The sequence below is a fragment of the Corynebacterium sp. 32222D000AT genome (assembly GCF_053546955.1).
This window is the reverse complement of the sequence record NZ_JBPPVW010000009.1, coordinates 20,972-43,132: the sequence shown is the minus strand read 5'-3', so window position 1 is coordinate 43,132 and position 22,161 is coordinate 20,972. Positions and strand designations below refer to the sequence as shown.

Here is a 22,161-nt window from a genome sequence, read left to right as displayed (position 1 = left end):
GCCTACCCTATGGGGCTAGTCTGTTAGGCGTGACTTCACCCGCAGATGCTTCTGTTGATTTCATTGACTCCGACAATCAGGCCCAGCCGGCGGGCGTGACTGACGCCGCGGCATCGGGGCCCCTGCGCGTCGTCGTGCTGGTCTCCGGCACCGGCTCACTGCTTCAGGCGATTCTGGACTCGCAGGACGAGTCCTACCGCGTGGTCAAGGTCGTCGCCGACAAGCCCTGCCAGGGCGTGGAACGCGCGGAAGCAGCCGGCATCGTCAGCGAGGTCGTGCCGCTGGGGCAGGACCGAGACGCCTGGAACCGGGAGCTTGCCACCGCGGTGGGCCAGCCCGACGTGGTGGTCTCCGCCGGGTTCATGAAGATTCTGGGGAAGGACTTCCTCGACCAGTTCGCCGGCCGCATTATTAATACGCATCCCGCACTCTTGCCCGCCTTCCCAGGCGCGCACGGTGTCAGGGATGCGTTGGCGGATGGGGTGAAAGTCACCGGCTCCACCGTTCACTACGTTGATGCTGGCGTGGATACCGGCCAGATCATCGCCCAGGAGCCCGTGCGGGTGCTGGCCGATGATGACGAGGCCAGCCTCCACGAGAGGATCAAGGTCGTGGAACGGCAGCTGATTGTCCGCGTGCTGCGCGCTGCGGTGCGCGGCGCGGACGCCGCCGCGGGCGGTATAACCTTTGATTGCTAAATTTTGGTGTCTATTTTTCTGTCAGGAAGGCAAGACGAATCCATGAGCGACGAACGCAAGCCCATCAAACGCGCGCTGATTAGCGTCTACGACAAGACCGGGCTGGAAGACCTGGCTCGCGCCCTAGCCGATGCCGGCGTGGAGATTGTCTCCACCGGCTCCACCGCCAGCCGGATCGCCGACCTGGGCATCGACGTGACCCCGGTCGAGAAGCTGACCGGTTTCCCGGAGTGCCTGGAAGGCCGCGTGAAGACGCTGCACCCGCGGGTGCACGCCGGCATCCTGGCCGACACCCGAAAGGAAGACCACCTCGCCCAGATCAAGGACCTGGACATCGAGCCCTTCCAGCTGGTCGTGGTGAACCTGTACCCGTTCGCGGAGACGGTGGCCTCCGGCGCGGATTACGACGCCTGCGTGGAAAAGATCGACATCGGCGGGCCGTCCATGGTGCGCGCCGCGGCGAAGAACCACGCCTCGGTCGCCGTCGTGGTCAACCCGAACCGCTATGACTCCGTCATCGACGCGCTGTCCAACGGCGGCTTCGACCAGCAGGAGCGCTTCCAGCTCGCCGCCGAGGCCTTCTCCCACACCGCCCAGTACGACGCGGACGTTGCCGGCTGGTTCCGCACCCAGGGCGCGGACGCGGATTCCGGCACGACCGCCCTGCGCTACGGCGAGAACCCGCACCAGGCCGCCCGCGTGGTGCGCAACCGCGACGGCAAGGGCCTGGCCAACGCCGAGCAGCTCGGCGGCAAGGAGATGAGCTACAACAACTACCAGGACGCCAACGCCGCCTGGCGCGCCGCCTGGGATCACGAGCGCCCGTGCGTAGCCATCATCAAGCACGCCAACCCCTGTGGCATTGGCGCCGACGACGAGAACATCGCGGCCGCACACAAGGCCGCCCACGCCTGCGACCCGATGTCCGCCTACGGCGGGGTCATCGCCGCCAACCGCGAGGTCACCCTGGAGATGGCCGAGCAGATCAAGCCGGTCTTCACCGAGGTCGTCATCGCCCCCAGCTACGCTGACGATGCCCTGGAGCTGCTGCAGACCAAGAAGAACCTGCGCATCCTGCGCGCCGAGCGCGACGAGGCCGCCGAGGAGGAACGCCCGATCTCCGGCGGCGTGCTGGTCCAGGACGTCGACGCCTACCAGGCCGAGGGCGACCAGGCGGAGAACTGGACCCTGGCCGCCGGCGAGGAGCTCGACTCCGAGGCCCTGTCCCAGCTGGAATTCGCCTGGCGCAGCGTCCGCGCGGTCAAGTCCAACGCCATCCTTTTGGCCCGCGACAACGCCACCGTCGGCGTGGGCATGGGCCAGGTCAACCGCGTGGACTCGGCCAAGCTGGCCGTCGAGCGCGCCAACACCCTGGGCGAGGACGGCGAGGAGCGCGCCCGCGGTTCTTTCGCTGCCTCCGACGCCTTCTTCCCGTTCGCTGACGGCCTGCAGGTGCTCATTGATGCCGGCGTGACCGCCGTCGTCCAGCCGGGCGGCTCCATCCGCGACGAGGAAGTCATCGCCGCCGCCGAGGCAGCCGGCGTGACGATGTACTTCACCGGCACCCGCCACTTCGCCCACTAGAGCTGCCCGAGTAGCTCCCTGAGCGGGCCCGCCTGCGGCCGTTTATGTGTACAGGCCGGGCCCGCGGGCTAGGTACGTGTTAGATTTACTAATCGCAGACCTAGACAAGGGAGAAACATGGCGCACACGCAAGGAGCGGGACCCGGCCCGGGGAATGATCCTCAGGAGCCGGTCACCGCGGAGCTGCCGGTGGTCAGCGCGGGCGAGGAGCCACGCCGCGCTCCGGGACGAGGCGCGCTCATCGGTGCCTTCGGGATTCTTGCGGCCATCATCGTGGTCGCTATTATCGCTGCGCTGAGCCTCCAGCGTGGGTGGCTGGGGATGTCGTCCACCGACGAGGACGAGCCCGCGCCCGCGCCCGCGGCCAGCTCGTCCAGCCTGGCCGAGACCTCGGAGACCTCTTCGGAAACGAGCAGCTCCGCCGCCGCCTCTTCCGCCGCGGAGTCGAGCTCGTCTGCATCGTCTTCGGCTTCGTCCTCCGCGCGCTCATCGGGGTCCCGCTCGAGCGACCGGGCGGCCGCGGCCGCGCCGACGACGCGCGCCAGTGAGCCGACCCGCGAGACACCGGCGCCAGAGGGATACCGCTCCGCCGCGCCTGGCAACAACCAGACCTCTGCGTCCTTTGCGGACTCGGTCTATTCCGCTTTTAGCGCAGCTTTCGCCCAGTCCGGCGATCCGAACACGCCGGTGGAGGCCTACAGCCCTGTCACGGGGCAGTGGTACAAGATGCAGTGCACCGGCGACACGACCGCGGTTATTTGCCGCGGCGGTGACGGCGCGGTGGTGAATATCTCGTGAACAAGCGCTCGGCCGCCACCGTCTCCGGTCTCGCCGCCAGCGCCCTGCTGGTAGCCTGCGGCGGCGAGGTTGAGGATTCGACGCCGCCGACGCGAAATACCACCGCGGCACGCGCTGCGGCTTTCCCTGACGGCCTCGACGAAAAAGCGCTCAAGCGCGCGGTAGCCGCCGCCACCGATAAATTCGGCGGCGACGTCGGCGTCGCGGTGGCCACCCCCGACGAGCTCATTAGCGCCGGCACCACCACGGGGTTTGCGGCCTGGTCGACGGCAAAGGTGCCGATTGCCATCGCCGCCTGCCAGGCCGGCACCGCGGGCCCTGACCTCGTCGAGGCCGCCATCACCTATTCCGACAACGACTCCGCGCAGGCGCTCTGGGGAAGCCTGGGGCCGGCCGAGACCGCCGTGGAGCAGACCCAGGCGGTGCTGCGCGAGGGCGGCGACACGGTCACTAAGGTCCAGGGCAAGCTGACCCGGGACGGTTTTACCCCCTTCGGCCAGACCGAGTGGGGGCTGGAAGAGCAGGCCACCTTCGCCGCGCAACTGCCGGAGGTTGATGACGCGGACGCGGTCATCGAGGCCATGCAGACCCCGGACCCCCTGCAGGATTACGGGCTGCGGGCTATCCCGGGCGCGGCCATCAAGGGCGGCTGGGGGCCGGATGATGACGGCTTCTACAGCGTCGTGCAGCTCGGCCACGTGAAGCTGGACGGCAAGGAGGTGGGCATGGCGGTATTCTCCCGCCCCGCAGACGGCACCTATGAGGCCGCCCAGGAGCAGCTCGACTACCTGGTCTACCTGCTGACCGGGGAGAAGACCGACTCGGCGGCCTAGTCTCCTCCCGGGTGCAGGACGTAAAAGGCTTAAGGCCTAGTCTGTAGGGAGGAAAGACGAGCTTTAAGGAGGCCCACACGGCATGACGCAGCACTATAACCTCTACGAGAGCCTGGGCCTTAACCCGGGCGAGTCCTCGGACCAGCTTAACGCCGAGCTCAGCGCCGCCCTGCAGGCTCTCGAGGACCAAGGCGCCGGGATGTCCGACCCGCGCTTCCACGAGACCGCCACCGCCCGGGCCATCCTGGGCGAGGAGCGCCGGCGCGCCCAGTACGACGCCCGGCTCGCCGATAGCGCGGCCCGCCCGATGGGCATCGGGGACCTCATCCACCTGGCCGACCGCGGTCAATTCCCGGTCGCCCCGGAGGAGAAGCCGCGGTATCAGACCCTGTCCACCGTCACCCGCCGGATCGCCGAGGTTGAGCCCACCGGGGCGCCGCTGGCGCGCTTTGGTGCTGCGCCGGGAGTGGTCAAGACCGTGCTGGCCATTGCGGCCGTCGTGCCGGCGGTGCTGCTGGTTGGCTTCGTGTGCATGGCCGTCATCTTCGCCGTCGACAGCGCCGGCAGCACCGCCTATAGCCGCGGCGGGGTCTTCGACGAGTTCGCGGCGCTGCTGGACACGTCCTTCAACAGCCTCTACCTGCTGGTGCTGGCCGTCTTCGTCCTGGTGAACATCCTCTGGGCCGGGCGCGTGCTCCGCGACGTGCTGTATCCCGCCCGCGGCGGCCAGAACGTGCTGCTGGCGGTGGAAACCCTCGGCTTTGCGGTGGTGGAGCTTTTCGTGATGGTTGGCTTCGGCGCCGCGGACTGGGTCATGTTCACGCTGCCATTTGTCGCCCATATCGCCGTCGGTGCCCTGCTGTTTAGCGGGGCCGTGGGACGCTGGTGCAAGGGCGAGATCCAGACCCGCGAAGTGGTCGAGGGGCCGCGGGACTAGCGCTTCTTTTTCTTCTTCCGCCGGTCGGCCGCAGCGGCGGCGGCCGCGGAGATGGAGTCTGAGCGGGACTCGAGCAGCTTCAGGGTGGCCGCGACGCGGTCATCGGGAAGTTCGGCGCCGAGGACGGCTAAGGAGGCATCGGCAAGCATGACGGCGGTCTCCGGCACGGTCTGATCCGAGGCCGCGAACGGGGGAGTGCCGTCGTTGCCGCGCATCTCAATAACCGACAGCGCGATGTGGAACGGCAGGGTGATGCGCGGGTCCTGCTCGCCGACCAACGCCGCGGCGAAGGTCTGGAAATGGTGCTCCAGGCGCGCGCGGGACTGGTGGTACTCGGCGAATTCCTCCGAGTTCGCCACCGGCAGCTGGTAGAGCCGGCCGACGTTCCAGCCGCTGGTCAAAAGCAGGCGGGACTCCGCGGCCACCAGCGCCCACAGGCGCAGCTCCGGGGTGGTCTCCAGCTGCGCGAGATCATCGGCCAGGTCGAGGGAGGGCTCGATGGTCGAGTTCAGCAGCGTCAGAAAGATCTCGGTCTTCGACGGGAAATGGTAGTAGAGCGAGGCCTGCCGGATACCGACGGCTTCGGCGATCTGGTGGGTCGAGGTCGTGGCGAAGCCCTGGGTGGTAAACAGCTCGGAGGAGGCGTCCAGGATCTCTTCGCGCGCGGTGCTACCCCGACGTCGCGGAGAATTCTTCCGCGGCCTGCCAACTGCACCAGCCATAGACCTAAAACACCTTCCCTTTCGCCTGAGAGCAGGACATCAACGAACCGAAGAACATATCAACCTTATATCTTAAAGGCCATCGCGCTAGGACGCGCGGGCGGCAATACCCTGTAATGTTGCCGACACCGTCCGGCACGCCGAGCCGTAGGCCGTGCGGTCCAACGGCGGCAGGTCCGCCAGGCGCTGCCTACGGGTGCCCGCGTGGTTGAGCCAGGCCCGCAGGTAGAGCTCCAGGCCCGTGCGCCAGGCCAGCGTCAGGGCCTCGCCCTCGGCGGGAGTCAGCAGCTGCTTCTCCGTGCCGATGGCCAGCCGGTCCGCCGTCGGCCGCGGCGCGGGTGCCGCCCAACGGGCCACAGACGCGATGGGCACCAGCAGGAAGTTATGGATGTCCACGGCCGCATCCGGGTCCGGCAGGCCGTTGACCAACTGCAGCGCCGGTGGCTGCGTGCCCAGCGCCTGGCGCAGCAGCGCTGCCGATGCCTCCTCCGGCAACGTCAGGCCCGCATCCGCGCGGTAGATCAGCGCGTCTTCTACGGCACGCGGCTCGATATCGACCGAGGACAACAGGTCGTCCAAGTCCAGGTTAGCCGGGCCCAAGTAGTCCACGGGCAGGCCCGGCAGGCCGTCGCCGCGGGCGATGGGGCCGGTCAGGCGGACCGGGGAGTCGACCGCGGGGGAGTAGACCACGCCGTGGATCACGCGGGAGTACCACGCGGCCAGCTCTTGCGCGTCCGCCCGGTGGTGGAGGGCGTTGCGGGCCAGCTCGTGGGACTCCGCAAGGATGCCGCGCGCGGCGGGCAGGGACTCGCAGCGCCCCGCCTCCTCGGCGAGTTCGACTAGTGACGGGTGCAAGGCCATAAGCAACGCGCCTTTCTTATGCGGGGTGGATGAAATCTGTCTACAGTCTAACGGGTGGTGGGAGCGGGGTTGCGCTCCGGATACGCCAAACGCCGCCGCGGCGACCCTGCCCGGGGAGGGCGGGGTGCCGGCGACGGCGTTTGGTTTAAGATTCTTTTACCGTGTCACACTTGCCAGCGGCAAAAGTGCGCTGTTGAAACCCTGCTACTTGATTGTTTAGCGGGTGGTGAACGGCAGGAGAGCCATTTCGCGAGCGTTCTTGACCGCGGTAGCAACCTGACGCTGCTGCTGCGGGGTAAGACCGGTGACGCGACGCGAACGAATCTTGTGGCGGTCAGAGATGAACAGACGGAGGGTCTTGGTGTCCTTGTAGTCCACCTTCTCGATGCCCTCTGCCTTCAACGGGTTCTTCTTCGGACGGCGAGTCTGCTCCATCCGGAACTTCTTGTGGTTATTGCGCTTCATTGTTGCAATTCCCCTTTACCAGCTGGACTTACGAACGCCCGGCAGCTCACCGCGGTGAGCCATGCCGCGCATGCGGACACGGGACAGGCCGAACTTGCGGAGGTAACCGCGCGGACGACCATCGTGGGCGTCACGGTTACGGATGCGGGACTTGGAAGCGTCGCGCGGCTGACGGTTCAGCTCGAACTGTGCCTCCAAACGGTCCTCGTCCGAGGTGTTCGGGTTCTTGATGATTGCCTTGAGCTCAGCGCGACGCTCCGCGTAGCGGGCGACGATTTCCTTGCGCTGCTCGTTCTTAGCGATCTTGGACTTCTTAGCCATTGATTATCGCTCCTCGCGGAATTCGACGTGCTTGCGGGCGATCGGATCGAACTTCTTCAGAGTGATGCGATCCGGGTTGTTGCGCTTGTTCTTACGGGTCACGTAGGTGTAACCGGTGCCCGCGGTGGACTTCAGCTTGATGATCGGACGAATATCGTTACGTGCCATCTTTAGATCTTCTCCCCACGTGCTCGGATCTTGGCGACGACGGACTCGATGCCGTCGCGGTCGATGATCTTCATGCCCTTGGTAGAGACATTCAGGGTGATGGTACGGCCCTCAGAGGGCAGGTAGTACCGACGACGCTGCACGTTGGGGTTCCAACGGCGCGAGGTGCGGCGGTGCGAGTGCGAGACCTGCTTGCCGAATTGCGGCTTGCGGCCCGTTACCTGGCAAATAGCCGACATGGGTCTTCTTTCTCCTAGCCGCCCACATCTTGGCTAACCAAAACCACGTGATCGAGCGCCTCAAAGGCTTGCTCCGCTCGGAATGTGAGGATGAGCGATTAAAAAATCACGCCGTTTCATTGCAGTAGACGGGGCGTAAACGTACATTGTGACAACAGCAAGGGAAAACCTTACCTCCTAGCGTCCGAATTTCCTAATCGCCTCGTGCGAGCCTTCCTCCGGCGACAGTTCACGGCGCCTTCGGGGCTTAGACGCTCCCGCTATACCTCTATCTCTTTCTATCCCTTCTTCCCTTCTTCGAAATTAGTTTGCCGGCGCTTCTGCGCACTCTTTCGGCGCGCAGCTCCTTGCAGCTCCTCGCGGGTTCTGTCGCCCGGGGAGGCCTGCAGCATGGGTCGGCTGCACAAGCCTGCTGTACGGCGGTGGTGGGCGGGGTGATTGTGATTGCTGTGGCGGCATGTGGTTTGACGCCTTGGGAGATTTGGGAAAAGGGCAGGTCGGCTGTATGATAATTCGAGTTGCTATCGCGCGGGCTGGCTCCGCCGGTAGCTGTTTGTCCGTTAGAAAACCCAACTCGGGCACGATCCCCGCCGCCTAGGCCTAGTTTTTAGGCTCCGGCGATAGTGAGGAACCGACCCGAAGTTTCAACCCTGAGGGAATTCGCATGAAGAAAGATATCCACCCGGATTACCACCCGGTGGTCTTCCAGGACGCCGGTACTGGTACCCGCTTCCTGACCAAGTCCACCGCCTCCTCCGAGCGCACCGTTGAGTGGGAGGACGGCAACGAGTACCCGCTCATCGTGGTCGACGTTACCGCCGAGTCGCACCCGTTCTGGACCGGTGCACAGCGCGTGATGGACACCGCCGGCCGTGTCGAGCGCTTCAACCAGCGCTTCGGTGGCATGGCTCGCCGCAAGAAGAAGAACGCGTAAGGAGGGTAGAAGAAAATGGCAACTCCTAAGTTCAAGATGTCCCGCGCGAACACCCGCTCGCGCCGCTCCCAGTGGAAGGCCGACAACGTCGACCTCCAGGAAGTCACCATCGACGGCCAGACCGTGCGTATCCCGCGCCGCCTGGTCAAGGCCGCTAAGCTCGGCCTGGTCGACGTGGAGCAGTTCTAAGAGTTTTTAGGACGATAAGGCTGGACCGGTAGCTGCCCGGCCTCTCACGCCCCGAGCTACCCCGAATAAGGGTAGCCGGGGCGCTTTTCTTATTATCTTTCCCTCAGGTTTGTGGGGGCGTTGCGTTGTTTTTGCAGCTAAGTGTACCCCTGTTCGATCCTTAATTAGGCTCAGAACCTTAATAAAATTACAATAAAATTACTTTTACTTTCTGGGTTTCTGGAAAGACTCATCTTAGGACATAATTGAGCCATGAAAATTCTCGTGGTGGACGACGAACAGCCGGTGCGTGAATCGCTTCGCCGTTCGCTGAGCTTCAACGGCTACCAGGTCATCTTGGCCGCGGACGGCGTTGAGGCGGTCGAGACGGTGCACCGGGAATCCCCGGATTTGATGATCCTCGATGTGATGATGCCGAACATGGACGGCCTGGAGGTGTGCCGTTCACTTCGCAGCGAGGGTTGGGAGCGCCCGATCCTCGTGCTGACCGCCCGCGACGGCGTTTCCGACCGGGTGGCAGGGCTGGACGCCGGCGCGGATGATTACCTGCCCAAGCCCTTCGCGCTTGAGGAGCTGCTAGCCCGCGTGCGCTCACTGGCGCGGCGCGCGGCGGCCGAGCCCATCCAGGCCACGCCGGAAAAGGAATCGAAGCTGGCCTTCGAGGATCTCTACCTCAATGCCGATACCCGCGAGGTCTGGCGCGGCAAGCGCATGATCTCGCTGACTCGCACCGAGTTCGCGCTGCTGCAGCTGCTGTTAGCAAACCCGCGCAAGGTGCTCGCCCGTGACGTGATTTTAGAAAGCGTGTGGGGCTATGATTTCCCCACCTCGGGCAACGCGCTGGAGGTCTACATTGGCTACCTGCGTAAAAAGACTGAGGCCGAGGGTGAGCCGCGGCTTATCCACACCGTCCGTGGCGTCGGCTACGTGCTGCGAGAGAACACCCCGTGAGTTCTCGGAAGCCGGTGTCTCGGGCGCAGGCTTCCGCTCCGCCCGACAAATCCCCCGATGAGCCGACCGTCTACACGGGAAGCTCACGCCCGTGGGCCTCTCGCACCTCCCTGCGCTGGCGACTAGCCATCCTGACCGGGCTCATCGTCGCGGTGGCTTCGGCGATCATGTGCGCCGGTTCCTACGGGGCGGTGGCGGCCTGCCTCCGTGCCGCCGACGACGAGGCCTTGGAATCCTACGCCCAGGCCATGCTCGTGCGCACCCAGTCCAACGACGACCCTGAGTACCTGCGACACGAGATAGAGAATTTTAAGGCCGTGCACCCGCAGGCTAAGCTCACGGTCTCCCCGGCGAGCGACGGCCCGTCCTACGGCGACGACCAAGCCCTGCCGACGGACGCCGTCACCGCGGAGCGGGAGGGGGACATGCACATGGTCTCCCTGCGTGCCAACGACGGCTCCTGGGTGGTTCTGACCGATTCCCGCGCCGATACCGAGGACCTCATCGACATCGTGGCCACGGTGTTGGTCGCGGTCTTCGCCATCGGCATCCTGCTCGCCATCGCCGGCGGCGTCTGGGTCTCCCAGACCGGCCTGCACCCCATCCAGCGGCTCAAACGCGCCATCGACCACGTGGCCAGCACCGGAGACCTGCGCCCGATTTCCGTCGTGGGCACCGACGACGTGGCGCAGCTGGCCGTAGCGTTTAACCGCATGCTGGATGCGCTCCAGGAATCGCGCATCAAGCAGTCGCAGTTCGTCGCGGACGCCGGGCACGAGCTCAAGACCCCGCTGACCTCTATGCGCGCCAACATCGAGCTGCTGATGATGCTCAACAAGTCCAACTCCGCAAACAGCCTCAGTGAGCAGGACCGCGCCGAGCTGGAGGCCGACGTGCTGGCACAGATGTCGGAGCTATCCGAGCTCATCGGGGACCTGGTCGACCTAGCCCGCGAGGACGCCATGGACAAAGAGATGGAGCCGGTCGCGCTGGACAAGGTCGTGGCCTCCTCTCTGAAGCGGGCCCGCCGGCGCCGCCCCGACGTCGAGTTCCAGGTCCAGCTCGAGCCCTGGACGCTCATCGGGGATCCCTTCGCGCTAGGCCGCGCGGTGCTCAACCTTTTGGACAACGCAGCCAAGTGGTCGCCGGCCGCGGGCACGGTCCGCGTGCGCCTGCAGCGCGTCGACGAAAAGACCGCGCGCTTGCGCATCGACGACTCCGGCGTGGGCATCCCGGAGGCCGAACGCGAGAAGGTCTTTGAGCGTTTCTACCGCTCCGCCGAGGCCCGCAAGATGCCGGGCTCGGGCCTGGGCCTGGCCATCGTGCGCCAGGTCGTCGAGCGCCACAAAGGCACCATCACCATCGGCGACTCCGATGACCACGGCACGCGCATGGACATCCTCTTCCCGGGCAGCCCTCCGGCTCCGGACTGGCCGGCTGACGATGCCATGTCCCACCCCGACCCGGCCACCGCCGGGTTGGACGGTTCCTCGGCCTCGGAGCGGCGCGGGCGCGAGTTCGCCAAGCGCTGGTTCAACCAGCGCTAGCAGCGCCCGCCCCCCGCTAGCGTTGCCCGCCTTAACGTGCCGCACTAGCCGCAGGCAGCGGACACAATCCCGTGCCCTGGGCGGTGGCTGAATTGTGGACTTGTCACTAAGATCGAGGCCCATACAGCAACCTGTCAGACACTCTTAAGCTGTTAGCAGTCGAGTGTCAGAGGCACCAAAGGTCAGGGAGGGATACTACGGCCATGAACAACAACAATCCCCATAACGCCGAGCCCACCGGCTCGTCGAGCCCCTACGGTCAGCAGGGGCAGCACCAGTCGCAGTCGCAGGGCTGGAACCAGCCGCGCACCTCGGACGCGCAGCCCACGGAGACCACCCAGTCGTGGCAGTCGGCCGACGCGCAGTGGGGCCAGCCGCAGCCGCATGCTCAGCCGCAGGCCCAGACTCAGCCACAGCCGCAAGCACAGCCACACCCGCTGGCGCAAACCCAGGCCCAGCCGCAAGGCCAGCCCGGGGCGCCTGGCGCCGTCGCCGAGCAGCCCAAGAAGAAACGCTCCGTGGGCCTGGGCACCGCGCTGGCCATGATGCTGGTCGCAGCCGTAGGCGTGGGCGGGCTTACCGGCGCGGTCGTGGGCAGCTCCGACAGCAAGGATTCGACGTCCACCGTCAACGAGGTCCTCAACCGGCCTGCTAACAACGAATCCGCCCCGGCGCCGGCCGAGGGCTCCATCGAAGAGGTTTCCCAGAAGGTCCTGCCCGCCGTCGTGGCCATCCAGGTGGTCACCCGGGCCGGCGCGGCCGAAGGCTCGGGCTCTGTCATCTCCCCGGACGGCTACGTGTTGACCAACCACCACGTCGTCGAGGGCGCGGAGGGCTCGTCAGCCGGCGCCATCCAGGTCACCATGAACGACGGCTCCCGCAAGGACGCGGAGGTCGTGGCCTCCGACGCCAACACTGACGTCGCCGTCATCAAGATCAAGGACGCCGAGAACCTGCCGTACCTGGAGTTCGCGAACTCCGACCAGCTCAACGTCGGCCAGCAGGTCGTGGCCGTGGGCTCCCCGCTGGGGCTCAACGCCACGGTGACCTCCGGCATCGTCTCGGCCGTCAACCGGCCCGTGCGCGCCTCCCAGGCCGGCGGCGAGCCCTCGCTTATCGATGCCGTCCAGACCGACGCCGCCGTCAACCCCGGCAACTCGGGCGGCCCGCTGGTGGACATGAACGGCAACATCGTCGGCATGAACTCCGTCATCGCCTCCCTGTCCTCCTCAGCCGGGCAGGAAGCCGGCTCCATCGGCCTGGGCTTTGCCATCCCCTCCAACTTCGCCAAACGCATGGCGGACCAGCTCATCAACAACGGCGAGGTCAAGCACCCGATGCTGGGCGTGCAGGTCGACGGCCGCAACCTCACCCAGGGTGCGCCGGTGGTCAAGGTGGAGGAGGGCAGCCCGGCCGCGGAGGCCGGTATCGAGGCCGGCGACGTCATCACCCGCCTGGGCGATCGCCCCATCGAGGACTCGGATACCCTCATCGCCGCGACCCGCTCCCAAGACTTCGGGGCGACAGTGACCCTGGAAGTGATGAATCCGGACACTGAGGAGACTCGACAGGTAGAGGTAACGCTGTCGAGCGAGTAGATTAAAGCGCAAAGCCGCACCACCGTTAAGGAGAACAATGCCTGTAGACGCCAGCGAATCCGACCGCACAGCCACGCTCGCCGATAGCCGCGACAACCTTCGCGACATCGCCGGTCCGGACGACGCCTACCTATTGGCCCAAGAGCGCGAGGAGTCCATGAACGCCCAGCGCCGCGCGCTCATCGTCATCGTGACGGACCACCCCGAGCAGCACGCCGAAGATAACCGGCGCCTGTGCTCGGAGCTGTTGGCCGAGGCTAACTTCCGCGTCGATGGGGCAGTGGTGGTGCGCTCCAAGAAGTCGAAGATTCGCCAGGCGATCGAGACGGCCGTGGTCGGCGGCGTGGACCTGGTGCTGACCGTCGGCGGGACCGGCGTGGGCCCGCGCGACAAGACCCCGGAGGCCACCCGCACTGTGCTGGACCAGCTCGTGCCGGGCATCGCCCAGGCCCTGCGGTCCTCCGGCCAGGCCTGCGGCGCTGTCGATGCCTGCACCTCCCGCGGCATCGCCGGCGTGTCCGGGTCCACGGTGGTCGTCAACGTCGCCGCCTCCCGCGCGGCCATCCGCGACGGCATGGCGACCCTGACCCCGCTGGTGCACCACCTGGTCGACCAGCTGCAGAAGTACTCGGTGGACTAAGCGTTAAAGAGCGATGACTGATTCACATTCCCGGCGCAGGAAGCGGCGGCGCGCGGTGCGCCCCAGCGACTGCCCCGATTACGACCGGACGGCGGACCGGGCACCGTTCGTCTCCGCCTTTGACTCGGCGGACTCGGCCGGCTCCGCAGACGCAGAAAGGGCCGTCGAAGTAAACGACGGCCCTGCGGACGACGGGCTGCGCGGGGAGGCTTTCTACCGCGAGCAAATCCCGCCGCACTATTAAACCTGCGCGCTAGGCGCGGTGCTTGCCCGAGGCATTGTCACCGGCGGCGCCGGACGCGCCGGAAGCGCCGGTCGTGCCGGGCGTGCCTGGGGTATCGGCGACCGAATCCTCGGCCAGTTCGCTGGTCTGGCCGGTGACCTTGTCGCTGACGTTGTTCTGTGCGGCGAGCAGGTCGCGGATTTCGATGAGCAGGTCGTCGGTGGTGGGGGTGGCCTCCTCGGGGGCGATGCCCTGGCGGCGCTTGGCGGCCTCGGCCAGCTTGTTCATCGGCATGACGATGAGGAAGTAGACCACGGCGGCGATGATCAGGAAGTTGATGGCCGCGGTGATGACTGCCCCCAGGTCAATGCGGGTGGTCGGGTCGTCAGCCTTGATCTGGAACGCCAGCCCGCCGACCTCGGCGGAGCCGAAGGAGTTGATCAGCGGCTGGATCAGGGAGTCGGTGACAGCCGTAACGATGGCGGTAAAAGCGGAGCCGATGATGACGGCGATTGCCAGTTCAATCACGTTGCCGCGGAGGATAAAGTCTTTAAAGCCCTTCAACATGCGGAAGTCCTTTCGATGGTTAGCCTGCTCGGTCTCCGGTGACCACCACGGTGAGCGGATAACTCAGCGAAGCGGCTGCCACTTTCTTCGCGGCGGGGGCCGGCAGTGCAATTAGAATAGTAGCCGCCTGAGAGCCTGCGGTCTCTCCCGCGGCGGCCGTGGAGACGATTTTTCCTTCCTGCGCCACGACGGTCTCCGCCGCGCCGGGGCCGGCGAGCTCGCCGCCGTCACCTGTCCCACCGTTGCTGACCACGCTGACCGTATCCCCGTGCGTCAGTAGCGCGGCGATATCCGGCTCCGCGAGCTTAATCGGCACCAAGTGGTAGTCCTGGCCCGCCGATTCCCCCAACGCGTGGGTAAGCTCCTCGCCCAGAAGGCGGGATTCCGTGACCACCTCGCCGGCCGATCCGGCCGCCACGACCACCCGCCCGGCCAGCTCCGCCGGGTCAGTCTCCGCGGCCACGCCGGCCGGGATCGCATCGCGCGGCAGGGAGCGCCACTCGATGTCCTCGGCCGCCAGCTCCTGGCCGGCCGCGACCTCCCGGGCAAAGACCGGCACCCGCGGGTTTTCCTTCCAGCCGCTCAGCCCCACCAGCCCGGCGGCGACCACCAACGCGCCGGCCACCAGCTTCTTCAACAGCGTCGCGCGCGGGTGGCCCGGGGTGGCCAACGTGTGTCTCAGGGAAGAAAAAACAGCTAAACTCCGCATGCCTTTATAGACTGCGCCCGGCCCGCCGCTGGTTCCCGGGCGACCGATTTAAGCGGCGCGGAAACTCAGCGACTAGAACAGTTCCACGCCGGCGTCGGTGAGCGCGCCATCGCAGGGCACGTCGTGGGCATCGGCCGGCAGCCGGTCCACGACCTCGCTGGAGCGCACCACGGCCAGCTTCAGCGGTCCGCCCGCCGGCAGGCTAACCAGCGCGCGGTCGTAGTAGCCCGCGCCCTTGCCCAGCCGGAAGCCGCGCCGGTCCACCGCCATCGCCGGCACTAGCACCACGTCCAGCCCCGCCAGCACCGTGGAATTGAACTGTGGCCCCACCGGCTCCGCGATGCCCAGCGCCCCCGCCCGCGTGGCCTCATCGCCGTGGTAGCTCGCCCACAGCAGTGTGCCGTCGGGCATCGATAGCGGCAGCCACACCTGCTGGCTGGCCGCCGCGACCGCTGTCAGCCACGCCTTCCCGCCCGGCTCGCTGGCCAGCGGGGCGTAGGCGGCCACGCGCGGGCGCCCGAGCGCGCGCAGGAAGTTGTCGGTGTGGGCGATGAGGGAGGTATCGTCAGCCGGGGCGCGGCGGGCGGCGCGGAAATGCTCGCGCAGGCTCTGCTTGTCGGCGTCGGGGGAGGGCAAATTCATAACTTAAATACTAATAGGGCGTATCGGTGCCCGAAACGGCTAAGGCGAGAAGGTAAGGTCAGATCCATGTCTAACGAGCGCGAGAATACCCCGCACGGGGTCAAAACCGTAGTGGTTCCGGCCGCCGGCATGGGGACGCGTTTCCTCCCGGCCACCAAGACCGTGCCCAAGGAGCTGCTGCCAGTAGTGGATACACCTGGCATCGAGCTCATCGCCGAGGAAGCCGCCTCCGTCGGCGCGCAGCGCCTGGCCGTTATCACCGCCCCGAACAAGCAAGAGGTTATGCGCCACTTCGAGCGCTTCCCCGACCTGACCGAGACCCTGGCCGGCCGCGGCAAGGACGAGCAGGTCGCCAAGGTGCAGCGCGCCGCGGATCTTATCCACCCGATTGCCGTCGAGCAGGCCGAGCCGCTGGGCCTGGGCCATGCCGTCGGCCTGGCCGAGTCCGTGCTGGACGAGGACGAAGACTTCTTCGCCGTCATGCTGCCGGACGACATCGTCCTGCCCGCCACCGTCATGGAGGACATGGCGCGCGTGCGCGCGGCCCTGGGCGGGTCAGTCCTGTGCGCCTTCGAGGTCGATCGCGAGGAGACCTACAACTACGGCGTCTTCGACGTGGAAGACACCAACGCGCCGGGCGTGAAGAAGGTCGTCGGCATGGTCGAAAAGCCCGATCCCGCCGACGCCCCCTCCAACCTCGTGGCCACCGGCCGCTACCTGCTGGACCGCAAGATCTTCGACGCCCTGCGCCGGATCGGCCCGGGCAAGGGCGGCGAGCTGCAGCTGACCGACGCCATCGAGCTGCTCATCCAGGAAGGCGAGCCCGTGCACGTGGTGGTCCACCGCGGCAAGCGCCACGACCTGGGCAACCCCGGCGGCTACATCCCCGCCAACGTCGACTTCGGCCTGCGGGACGAGAAGTACGGCCCGGCGCTGTATAAGGCGATCAAGCATATTATTGCGGAGTACGAGCAAGAGACCGGGTTGGCAGAGAATTAACCGGGGAAAGGCGGCGCGTTGCTATGCGTTCTGTGGAAGAGCAGCTGGAGTTTGTCACCGATGCGGCGGTCACGCCCGAGCCGGTGCGGATCGCCATCGCCAACGCTTTGGGGCTGAAGTGCGCCGAGGAGGTCCAGGCGCACCAGCCGCTGCCGGGCTTCCCGCAGGCGGCCATCGATGGCTACGCTGTCCGTGCGGTTGATATCGGCGGCGAGCGCGGCCTCGGCCGGCGCGACCCGGACGCGGAGGAGGCCCCGGAGCCGGAGACCGAGCGTTCCCTGCCCGTGGTGGGGGAGGTCCCGGCCGGTTCCCGGCAGCCGCTGCGCCTCCAGCCGAAGCAGGCCGTGCGCGTCTACACGGGCGCGCCCTTGCCCACGCTTGCCGATGCCGTCCTTCCCCTCGAGTGGACCGACCGCGGGCGCAAGCGCATGGTCGCCCACCGCCCGGTGCGCTCCGGCGACTTCGTGCGCCGCGTCGGCGACGACATCCAGCCCGGCGACGTCGCGGTGTCCGCCGGCACCATCCTGGGCCCGGCCCAGATTGGGCTTCTGGCCGCGGTGGGGCGCTCGAAGGTGCTGGCGTACCCGCGCCCGCGCGTGACCGTGATTTCCTTCGGCCGCGAGCTGGTGGACATCGACCGCGAGCCGGGCCTGGGCCAGGTCTTCGACGTTAACTCCTACGCGCTGGCGGCCGCCGCCCGCGAGGCCGGCGCCGAGGTCACCCGCGTGGGCATTGCCGAGGGCGAGCCGCGGCGCATCCGGGAAAACCTGGAGACCCACATCGCGCGCAGCGAGGTCATCGTGATCTCCGGGGCCGTCGGCGGCGCCGGCTCCGCGGCCATCCGCGAGGTGCTCGACCAGCTCGGCGACATCGACACCACGCGGGTGGCCATGCACCCGGGCTCCGTGCAGGGCTTCGGCCTGCTGGGCGACGAGCGCATCCCGACGTTTTTGCTCTCGTCCAACCCGGTCTCCGCCCTAGTGGTCTTCGAAGTCTTCGTCCGCCCGCTCATCCGGCTGGCGCTGGGCAAGCGCAACGCCGCGCGCCGCGTGGTGCGCGCCCGGGCCGTCAACCATATCGACTCCCGCCTGGGCCGCCGCGGCTATATCCGCGCCCGCCTGATGCGTGACGCCGACACCGCCGACTACCTGGTCGAGGGCCTGTCCGGCGCGGGCGGGGCGCCGGCCCACCTGCTGGCCGGGCTGGCCGAGGCCAACGCGCTCATCCGCGTCCCGGAATCCGTGACGGATATCCGCCCCGGCGACGTCGTCGACGTCATGTTCATCACCCAGCGCTCATGATCGACCCCTTCGGCTGGGCGCGGCACAGCTGGCAGCGCCACACCGGGGCGCGGGAGTCGCGCGCCATTGAACACCCCGGGTGGCCGGAGGTCACGGAGACCGTTCACATCCGCCCGAACGCCGGCTTCCCGCGCGGGGCGGAGGTGCGCCTGCGGCCGCTGCACCGCGCGGACGGGGCGGACTGGCGCGCGCAGCGCCTCCACGATGAGGCCTACCTGCGCCACGTCGAGCCGACGATGCCCACCAGCTGGGCCGCCGCCCACAGCTCCCAGGCCTGGTGGAACCACCTGTGGTACCTGAACGCGGCGGCGCGCCAGGGGGTGGTGGTGCCCTTTGCCATCGAGTGCAACGGGCGGTTTGCCGGGCAGATCACGCTGGGCAATATCCAGCACGGCAGCGTGAGCGAATGCTGGATCGGCTACTGGGTCTTTTCCGAGATGACCGGCGGGCACCTGGCGACGGTGGCCTGCGCCTTGGGCACCGACCACGCCTTCCGGCGGGTGGGCATACACCGGGTGACGGCCACGTTCCTGCCGAACAACGCCGCCTCCGGGCGGGTGCTATTTAACAACGGCTTCCGCGAGGAGGGCATCGCGCGCCGCAGCCTGCACATCGACGGCCAGTGGCGCGACCACCACTTCGTCGCCCTGGTGCGCGACGACTTCCCGGATAGCTGCGTTTCCCGGCTGCGGGAGGGCGGCGTGCTGGATTAGCTCGCCGGATTGGGCGTGGCGCAGGCCGGCCAGGCGGCCGCGGCGAAGTACTGTGGTTGTGACAATCGTCAAACTATGAAAGAGGTAGCGCGTAGTGTCTCCTGGCCTCATTCTCATTCTGATCCTGGTGGTCTGGCTCTTCGTCCTGGCGCCGTGGCTGCTGCGGGGCCAGCGCCCGGTCAGCCATACCGGGGACGGCTTCGAGGACACCCGGGTGCTCTTCGAAGGCGACCAGGGCAAGGTCGCCGGCCGGCGCAAGCCGCGGGTGACCGCGCAGGACGTGCACCGCACCAACGCTGACGACGACTACGAGATCGTCGACGCCGAGCCGGCCAGCCTGGCAGTGCCGGTCTCCGCGCAGGAAGAGACTATCGACGGCGAGGTCGTGGATTCGCCCCTGCTCGACGATGCCCCCGACGAGACCACCGCCAACGCCGAGGCCGACTCGGGCGAGGGGGCCGCTGAGGCCGGCGACGCGGCAGCGGCGGAGGCTGACGCCGAGGAGGCCGCGGAGTACTTCGACCCGCCGCAGGTCGACGAGGTCGCCGCCGACGCCTACCCGCTCGACGCCTCCTACACCTCCCCGGTGGATCTGATGTACCCCGGCGCCGTCGATGCCGACGCCGCCGCCACCGCCTCCGCCGCCGAGGAGACCGCGGAGGCCGCAAATAACGCGGAGGACGCGGACATCAACGGCGACGACGAGCTATCCGCCGAGGAGCTGGAATTCGCCAAGCGCCGGCTGGGCCGCGGCGGCTGGGACCCGGAGGCCGACGAGGCCGCGTCCACCGACCGCTACCAGCGCCGCCAGCGCACGCTGCTGGGCCTGGCCGTCGCGGTCGTGGCCACGGTCGCGCTGGGCATCATCGTCGGCGGCTGGGGCTGGCTGCCCGCCGCCGTGGTGGGCGTGCTTTCCGTGGTTTACCTGGTGGCCCTGCGTACCCAGGTGCGCCAGGAGCAGGCCCTGCGCCACCGCCGCGTCCGCCAGCTGCGGCGCGCCCGGCTGGGCGTGCGCAACGCCGCCGACGAGGAGCTGTCCATCCCGCGCAGCCTGCGCCGCCCGGGCGCGGTGGTCCTCGAGGTCGACGACGATAGCCCCGACTTCGACCACCTGCCGGTCTACTACCACGACGACGACACCACCGGCGACCGCGCCCCGGTCCGCCGCGACGACTTGGCCGCCCGCCGCGTCAGCTAGCCCCGAGGCCTAGTCCCAGAGCCCCGAGCACCCGCGCCGGTGCGAGCCCACCAGGTGGGTATCGACCATCCCGATGGCCTCCATCAGCGCGAAGCAGGTGGTGGGCCCGACGAACTTAAATCCCCGCTTCTTCAGCGCCTTCGACATCTGCGTCGATTCCTCTGAAGTGGTGGGGATTTCTTCTACCACCTCGGGCCGTGGAGTATCTGCCGGCCGGAAGGACCAGATGAGATCGCTCAGGCCGCCCTCGGCGCGCAGCGCGACGGTGGCGCGGGCGTTGTCGATAGCAGCCTGTATTTTGCGGCGGTTGCGGATGATGGTGGCATCGCTCGCCAGGCGCTCGACGTCGTCGGCCCCGAAGGCCGCCACTGCGTCCGGATCGAAGCCGGCGAAGGCCGCGCGGAAGGCCGGCCGGCGGCTCAGAATAAGCCGCCAGGACAGGCCCGCCTGGAAGCCCTCCAGCACGAGCCTTTCGTAAAGCTCCGCCTCCGAGTAGACGGGCAGGCCCCATTCGGTGTCGTAGTAGTCGCGCAGAAGCGCGTCCGCAGCCGCCCACGGGGTGCGCGCGAGCCCGTCGGGGCCGGTAATCGGTCCGGTGCCAGTGGTATCCATCGGTAGTGTCTCCTAGAAAATAAATGTGCGTGGTTGCTACCCCTTTAGACTCCCGCCGGGCCCGGTTGGGTTCCCGACCCGGCTTCTAGCTCCAGCAGCCATCGCTTGGCCGCCAAGCCGCCGCGGTAGTTGCCCAGGGTGCCGTCGGAGCGCACCACGCGGTGGCAGGGCACGAACAGCGGCAGGGGGTTGCGCGCGCACACGTTGCCCACCGCGCGCACGGCCGCGGGCTGGCCGGCCCGGGCGGCCAGCTGGCCGTAGCTGAGCGTCTCGCCGTAGCGCACGCGCGCCAGCTCGCGCAGCACCGCCGCGGTAAAAGGCGGCTGTTCGGAGTGGTCCAGCGGCACGTCGAAGGGCTCGCGCGAGCCCGCGAAATAGGCCCGCAGCTGCGCGGCGGCCTCCTCTAAGACGGCGGTGGTGCCCGGGGTAGCATCGGCCGGCAGTTCGTCGCCGGGCAGCGCCAGTTGGGTGAGGGCGGCGTCGGAGCCGACGAGCGCGAGGCGGCCCAGCGGGCTATCGAGCAGGTACACGTGAGTCATCGCGGCGCCTTTCTTTAGCAAAGTTGTGGTACCAAGGTAGTCTAATGCTCATGAATAAACCCGCCGTTAGAGATGCCGCGCTGCTCCTGCTGCGGCTGATCCTCGGCCTCGTCTTCGTCTGCCACGGGGTGACCAAGCTGTTTATCGACGGCATGGACGAGACAGTCGGGCAGTTCTCCGCCCTGGGCGTGCCCCAGCCGCAGATTCTGGCCTGGCTGACCGCGGTCGGGGAGCTAGCCGGCGGCACGCTGATGGTCATCGGCCTGCTGACCACGGCCGCCGCCGTGGTGCTGATGGTCCTAGTCGGCGGGGCCTTCTACTTCGCCCACTGGGGCAACGGCTTCTTCGCCACCGACGGCGGCATCGAATACGTCAGCGTCTTGTTCGTTTCCCTGCTGATGGTCGTCGTCTTCGGCGCGGGGCGGGCCAGCCTGGATGAGGTGCTCAACCGTGTTGACGCATGAGCAGGTCCAGGCTGCCATCTCGGCGCGCCTGGACGGGGAGGGCCACGGGCTGGACGATAACGTCGTCGACGCCCACATCGCCGAGTGTGCCGAGTGCCGTGCCTTCCAGGACAAAGCGGCCCGGCTGAGCCGTTCGCTGAGCTTCGTGGAGCCGGCCGATGCGGGCATGGCCCCGCCGCAGGACCTGTCCGATCTCATCTTGGGCGGCGTGGAATCGGAATGGCAGCGCACCGCCGGGCGCCGGCACGCGGGGCTAGCGATGGCGCGCATCCTCCTGGTGGTCATCGGCATCATCTGCGCCGCGTGGGCCGTCGCGATGGTCGCGCAGTCCTCCGGCATGGTGCCGGGCACAGGCGAGGTCCTCGACCCGACGGCGGACCCGGACGGCGCCTCGGCGCTCATCGAGGGCGCCGCCCTGCGCCTAGGGCTGGCCTCCGGGCTTATCTTCGCCGCCTGGCGCCCCCGTCTGGCCCCGGGCCTGATGCCGCTGACGTGCACGCTGTTTGCCTTCCTGTGCGGCTTCGCGATGCGCGACATCGCCCTGGGCAGCCTCGTCATGGACCAGGTCTACGCGCTGCTGGCCACCGGCCTGTCCACGGCGGCACTGGGCTGGGCCTGGGCCGCCGACCGCGGGGTCAGCCTGCGCGGGGCCTGGCGCGTTTTGGGCGCGGACCCGAACTAGCCCCGGCAGCACGCCTGGCCCCGGCCA

General features: G+C 67.7%; 29 protein-coding genes. 18 read left to right on the top strand and 11 right to left on the bottom strand.

The features are described from left to right. Positions 1 to 29 precede the first annotated feature (29 nt). The 5 genes from purN to ACEE23_RS07080 all read left to right on the top strand — a co-directional run bounded on the left by purN (position 30) and on the right by ACEE23_RS07080 (position 4,850). Positions 30 to 698 (top strand): phosphoribosylglycinamide formyltransferase, encoded by a 669-nt coding sequence (purN, locus tag ACEE23_RS07100; RefSeq protein ID WP_448872561.1) that lies wholly within the window; start codon positions 30 to 32, stop codon positions 696 to 698. Between the two features lie 42 nt (positions 699 to 740). Further along, the gene (gene purH / locus ACEE23_RS07095) at positions 741 to 2,282 is read left to right on the top strand and encodes a bifunctional phosphoribosylaminoimidazolecarboxamide formyltransferase/IMP cyclohydrolase (protein ID WP_448872559.1); all 1,542 of its coding nucleotides are present in this window, start codon (positions 741 to 743) and stop codon (positions 2,280 to 2,282) included. 117 nt (positions 2,283 to 2,399) lie between these two features. Further along, entirely contained in the window at positions 2,400 to 3,080 is a 681-nt protein-coding gene (locus ACEE23_RS07090) for a hypothetical protein (RefSeq protein WP_448872557.1), read from the top strand. Then, a complete protein-coding gene (locus tag ACEE23_RS07085; RefSeq protein WP_448872555.1) occupies positions 3,077 to 3,913 on the top strand; it encodes a hypothetical protein in 837 nt (278 codons plus the stop codon). Before ACEE23_RS07090 ends, ACEE23_RS07085 begins: the two co-directional genes overlap by 4 nt. An 82-nt stretch (positions 3,914 to 3,995) precedes the next feature. Then, positions 3,996 to 4,850, top strand: coding sequence for a hypothetical protein (locus ACEE23_RS07080; RefSeq protein ID WP_448872553.1), 855 nt, complete (start codon positions 3,996 to 3,998; stop codon positions 4,848 to 4,850). Here the strand turns inward: ACEE23_RS07080 and ACEE23_RS07075 are convergent. The 6 genes from ACEE23_RS07075 to rpmB form a co-directional block, all read right to left on the bottom strand. After that, positions 4,847 to 5,572, bottom strand: a complete 726-nt coding sequence (locus ACEE23_RS07075; RefSeq protein ID WP_296204451.1) for a TetR/AcrR family transcriptional regulator — start codon at positions 5,570 to 5,572, stop codon at positions 4,847 to 4,849. The two genes, ACEE23_RS07080 and ACEE23_RS07075, sit on opposite strands and share 4 nt — an antisense overlap. An 87-nt stretch (positions 5,573 to 5,659) precedes the next feature. Next, the gene (locus ACEE23_RS07070) at positions 5,660 to 6,433 is read right to left on the bottom strand and encodes a hypothetical protein (RefSeq protein WP_448872551.1); all 774 of its coding nucleotides are present in this window, start codon (positions 6,431 to 6,433) and stop codon (positions 5,660 to 5,662) included. 216 nt (positions 6,434 to 6,649) lie between these two features. Further along, positions 6,650 to 6,898, bottom strand: coding sequence for a 30S ribosomal protein S18 (gene rpsR / locus ACEE23_RS07065; RefSeq protein WP_070767894.1), 249 nt, complete (start codon positions 6,896 to 6,898; stop codon positions 6,650 to 6,652). A 15-nt stretch (positions 6,899 to 6,913) separates the two neighbouring features. Next, entirely contained in the window at positions 6,914 to 7,219 is a 306-nt protein-coding gene (gene rpsN, locus ACEE23_RS07060; protein WP_070767893.1) for a 30S ribosomal protein S14, read from the bottom strand. Between the two features lie 3 nt (positions 7,220 to 7,222). Next, positions 7,223 to 7,387, bottom strand: a complete 165-nt coding sequence (gene rpmG, locus ACEE23_RS07055) for a 50S ribosomal protein L33 (protein ID WP_005279910.1) — start codon at positions 7,385 to 7,387, stop codon at positions 7,223 to 7,225. Between the two features lie 2 nt (positions 7,388 to 7,389). Further along, entirely contained in the window at positions 7,390 to 7,626 is a 237-nt protein-coding gene (gene rpmB, locus ACEE23_RS07050) for a 50S ribosomal protein L28 (protein WP_070767892.1), read from the bottom strand. 664 nt (positions 7,627 to 8,290) lie between these two features. On the opposite strand from rpmB, the gene ACEE23_RS07045 reads away from it, so the two are divergent. The 7 genes from ACEE23_RS07045 to ACEE23_RS07015 all read left to right on the top strand — a co-directional run bounded on the left by ACEE23_RS07045 (position 8,291) and on the right by ACEE23_RS07015 (position 13,729). Then, complete coding sequence (locus ACEE23_RS07045; RefSeq protein ID WP_070767891.1) at positions 8,291 to 8,560, top strand: type B 50S ribosomal protein L31; 270 nt, start codon at positions 8,291 to 8,293, stop codon at positions 8,558 to 8,560. 15 nt (positions 8,561 to 8,575) lie between these two features. Then, positions 8,576 to 8,749 (top strand): 50S ribosomal protein L32, encoded by a 174-nt coding sequence (gene rpmF / locus ACEE23_RS07040; RefSeq protein ID WP_070767890.1) that lies wholly within the window; start codon positions 8,576 to 8,578, stop codon positions 8,747 to 8,749. A gap of 252 nt (positions 8,750 to 9,001) precedes the next feature. Further along, positions 9,002 to 9,700, top strand: a complete 699-nt coding sequence (locus ACEE23_RS07035; protein WP_448872545.1) for a response regulator transcription factor — start codon at positions 9,002 to 9,004, stop codon at positions 9,698 to 9,700. Continuing rightward, entirely contained in the window at positions 9,697 to 11,247 is a 1,551-nt protein-coding gene (locus ACEE23_RS07030; RefSeq protein WP_448872543.1) for an ATP-binding protein, read from the top strand. The genes ACEE23_RS07035 and ACEE23_RS07030 overlap by 4 nt, the downstream gene beginning before the upstream one ends. A 203-nt stretch (positions 11,248 to 11,450) precedes the next feature. Next, entirely contained in the window at positions 11,451 to 12,845 is a 1,395-nt protein-coding gene (locus ACEE23_RS07025; protein WP_448872541.1) for a S1C family serine protease, read from the top strand. 37 nt (positions 12,846 to 12,882) lie between these two features. Beyond that, positions 12,883 to 13,485, top strand: a complete 603-nt coding sequence (locus ACEE23_RS07020) for a MogA/MoaB family molybdenum cofactor biosynthesis protein (RefSeq protein ID WP_448872539.1) — start codon at positions 12,883 to 12,885, stop codon at positions 13,483 to 13,485. Between the two features lie 13 nt (positions 13,486 to 13,498). Then, a complete protein-coding gene (locus tag ACEE23_RS07015; protein ID WP_448872537.1) occupies positions 13,499 to 13,729 on the top strand; it encodes a hypothetical protein in 231 nt (76 codons plus the stop codon). A 9-nt stretch (positions 13,730 to 13,738) separates the two neighbouring features. Here the strand turns inward: ACEE23_RS07015 and mscL are convergent, their stop codons facing one another. From mscL to ACEE23_RS07000, 3 genes are all read right to left on the bottom strand, one after another. After that, positions 13,739 to 14,275: a large-conductance mechanosensitive channel protein MscL gene (gene mscL, locus ACEE23_RS07010; protein ID WP_448872535.1), complete on the bottom strand. Its 537-nt coding sequence runs from the start codon at positions 14,273 to 14,275 to the stop codon at positions 13,739 to 13,741. 19 nt (positions 14,276 to 14,294) lie between these two features. Beyond that, a complete protein-coding gene (locus ACEE23_RS07005; RefSeq protein ID WP_448872533.1) occupies positions 14,295 to 14,984 on the bottom strand; it encodes an SAF domain-containing protein in 690 nt (229 codons plus the stop codon). A 72-nt stretch (positions 14,985 to 15,056) separates the two neighbouring features. Continuing rightward, the gene (locus tag ACEE23_RS07000) at positions 15,057 to 15,626 is read right to left on the bottom strand and encodes a 5-formyltetrahydrofolate cyclo-ligase (RefSeq protein ID WP_448872531.1); all 570 of its coding nucleotides are present in this window, start codon (positions 15,624 to 15,626) and stop codon (positions 15,057 to 15,059) included. 66 nt (positions 15,627 to 15,692) lie between these two features. On the opposite strand from ACEE23_RS07000, the gene ACEE23_RS06995 reads away from it, so the two are divergent. The 4 genes from ACEE23_RS06995 to sepX all read left to right on the top strand — a co-directional run bounded on the left by ACEE23_RS06995 (position 15,693) and on the right by sepX (position 19,837). Next, a complete protein-coding gene (locus tag ACEE23_RS06995; RefSeq protein WP_448872529.1) occupies positions 15,693 to 16,625 on the top strand; it encodes a UTP--glucose-1-phosphate uridylyltransferase in 933 nt (310 codons plus the stop codon). 23 nt (positions 16,626 to 16,648) lie between these two features. Continuing rightward, positions 16,649 to 17,926: a molybdotransferase-like divisome protein Glp gene (glp, locus tag ACEE23_RS06990; RefSeq protein WP_448872527.1), complete on the top strand. Its 1,278-nt coding sequence runs from the start codon at positions 16,649 to 16,651 to the stop codon at positions 17,924 to 17,926. Next, positions 17,923 to 18,639, top strand: a complete 717-nt coding sequence (locus tag ACEE23_RS06985) for a GNAT family N-acetyltransferase (protein WP_448872525.1) — start codon at positions 17,923 to 17,925, stop codon at positions 18,637 to 18,639. Before glp ends, ACEE23_RS06985 begins: the two co-directional genes overlap by 4 nt. Positions 18,640 to 18,733: 94 nt before the next feature. Then, positions 18,734 to 19,837, top strand: a complete 1,104-nt coding sequence (sepX, locus tag ACEE23_RS06980; protein ID WP_448873559.1) for a divisome protein SepX/GlpR — start codon at positions 18,734 to 18,736, stop codon at positions 19,835 to 19,837. Between the two features lie 9 nt (positions 19,838 to 19,846). Here sepX and ACEE23_RS06975 read toward each other — a convergent pair whose 3' ends face one another. Together ACEE23_RS06975 and ACEE23_RS06970 are read right to left on the bottom strand one after the other, a co-directional pair. Next, positions 19,847 to 20,449, bottom strand: coding sequence for a DNA-3-methyladenine glycosylase I (locus tag ACEE23_RS06975; protein WP_448873007.1), 603 nt, complete (start codon positions 20,447 to 20,449; stop codon positions 19,847 to 19,849). Between the two features lie 44 nt (positions 20,450 to 20,493). After that, the gene (locus ACEE23_RS06970) at positions 20,494 to 20,988 is read right to left on the bottom strand and encodes a methylated-DNA--[protein]-cysteine S-methyltransferase (RefSeq protein ID WP_448873557.1); all 495 of its coding nucleotides are present in this window, start codon (positions 20,986 to 20,988) and stop codon (positions 20,494 to 20,496) included. A gap of 50 nt (positions 20,989 to 21,038) precedes the next feature. Here ACEE23_RS06970 and ACEE23_RS06965 point away from each other — a divergent pair, with 50 nt between their 5' ends. Further along, positions 21,039 to 21,452, top strand: a complete 414-nt coding sequence (locus ACEE23_RS06965; protein ID WP_448872874.1) for a DoxX family protein — start codon at positions 21,039 to 21,041, stop codon at positions 21,450 to 21,452. Further along, positions 21,439 to 22,134: a zf-HC2 domain-containing protein gene (locus ACEE23_RS06960; protein ID WP_448872876.1), complete on the top strand. Its 696-nt coding sequence runs from the start codon at positions 21,439 to 21,441 to the stop codon at positions 22,132 to 22,134. The genes ACEE23_RS06965 and ACEE23_RS06960 overlap by 14 nt, the downstream gene beginning before the upstream one ends. Positions 22,135 to 22,161: the final 27 nt, after the last annotated feature.

Bases quoted from the DNA above. Each gene is read 5' to 3' on its own strand.
- purH (WP_448872559.1), top strand. From the start codon at position 741: ATGAGCGACGAACGCAAGCCCATCAAACGCGCGCTGATTAGCGTCTAC.
- ACEE23_RS07090 (WP_448872557.1), top strand. From the start codon at position 2,400: ATGGCGCACACGCAAGGAGCGGGACCCGGCCCGGGGAATGATCCTCAG.
- ACEE23_RS07080 (WP_448872553.1), top strand. From the start codon at position 3,996: ATGACGCAGCACTATAACCTCTACGAGAGCCTGGGCCTTAACCCGGGC.
- ACEE23_RS07075 (WP_296204451.1), bottom strand. From the start codon at position 5,572: ATGGCTGGTGCAGTTGGCAGGCCGCGGAAGAATTCTCCGCGACGTCGG.
- ACEE23_RS07070 (WP_448872551.1), bottom strand. From the start codon at position 6,433: ATGGCCTTGCACCCGTCACTAGTCGAACTCGCCGAGGAGGCGGGGCGC.
- rpsR (WP_070767894.1), bottom strand. From the start codon at position 6,898: ATGAAGCGCAATAACCACAAGAAGTTCCGGATGGAGCAGACTCGCCGT.
- rpsN (WP_070767893.1), bottom strand. From the start codon at position 7,219: ATGGCTAAGAAGTCCAAGATCGCTAAGAACGAGCAGCGCAAGGAAATC.
- rpmG (WP_005279910.1), bottom strand. From the start codon at position 7,387: ATGGCACGTAACGATATTCGTCCGATCATCAAGCTGAAGTCCACCGCG.
- rpmB (WP_070767892.1), bottom strand. From the start codon at position 7,626: ATGTCGGCTATTTGCCAGGTAACGGGCCGCAAGCCGCAATTCGGCAAG.
- ACEE23_RS07045 (WP_070767891.1), top strand. From the start codon at position 8,291: ATGAAGAAAGATATCCACCCGGATTACCACCCGGTGGTCTTCCAGGAC.
- rpmF (WP_070767890.1), top strand. From the start codon at position 8,576: ATGGCAACTCCTAAGTTCAAGATGTCCCGCGCGAACACCCGCTCGCGC.
- ACEE23_RS07035 (WP_448872545.1), top strand. From the start codon at position 9,002: ATGAAAATTCTCGTGGTGGACGACGAACAGCCGGTGCGTGAATCGCTT.
- ACEE23_RS07025 (WP_448872541.1), top strand. From the start codon at position 11,451: ATGAACAACAACAATCCCCATAACGCCGAGCCCACCGGCTCGTCGAGC.
- ACEE23_RS07020 (WP_448872539.1), top strand. From the start codon at position 12,883: ATGCCTGTAGACGCCAGCGAATCCGACCGCACAGCCACGCTCGCCGAT.
- ACEE23_RS07015 (WP_448872537.1), top strand. From the start codon at position 13,499: ATGACTGATTCACATTCCCGGCGCAGGAAGCGGCGGCGCGCGGTGCGC.
- mscL (WP_448872535.1), bottom strand. From the start codon at position 14,275: ATGTTGAAGGGCTTTAAAGACTTTATCCTCCGCGGCAACGTGATTGAA.
- ACEE23_RS07005 (WP_448872533.1), bottom strand. From the start codon at position 14,984: ATGCGGAGTTTAGCTGTTTTTTCTTCCCTGAGACACACGTTGGCCACC.
- ACEE23_RS07000 (WP_448872531.1), bottom strand. From the start codon at position 15,626: ATGAATTTGCCCTCCCCCGACGCCGACAAGCAGAGCCTGCGCGAGCAT.
- ACEE23_RS06995 (WP_448872529.1), top strand. From the start codon at position 15,693: ATGTCTAACGAGCGCGAGAATACCCCGCACGGGGTCAAAACCGTAGTG.
- glp (WP_448872527.1), top strand. From the start codon at position 16,649: ATGCGTTCTGTGGAAGAGCAGCTGGAGTTTGTCACCGATGCGGCGGTC.
- ACEE23_RS06985 (WP_448872525.1), top strand. From the start codon at position 17,923: ATGATCGACCCCTTCGGCTGGGCGCGGCACAGCTGGCAGCGCCACACC.
- ACEE23_RS06975 (WP_448873007.1), bottom strand. From the start codon at position 20,449: ATGGATACCACTGGCACCGGACCGATTACCGGCCCCGACGGGCTCGCG.
- ACEE23_RS06970 (WP_448873557.1), bottom strand. From the start codon at position 20,988: ATGACTCACGTGTACCTGCTCGATAGCCCGCTGGGCCGCCTCGCGCTC.
- ACEE23_RS06965 (WP_448872874.1), top strand. From the start codon at position 21,039: ATGAATAAACCCGCCGTTAGAGATGCCGCGCTGCTCCTGCTGCGGCTG.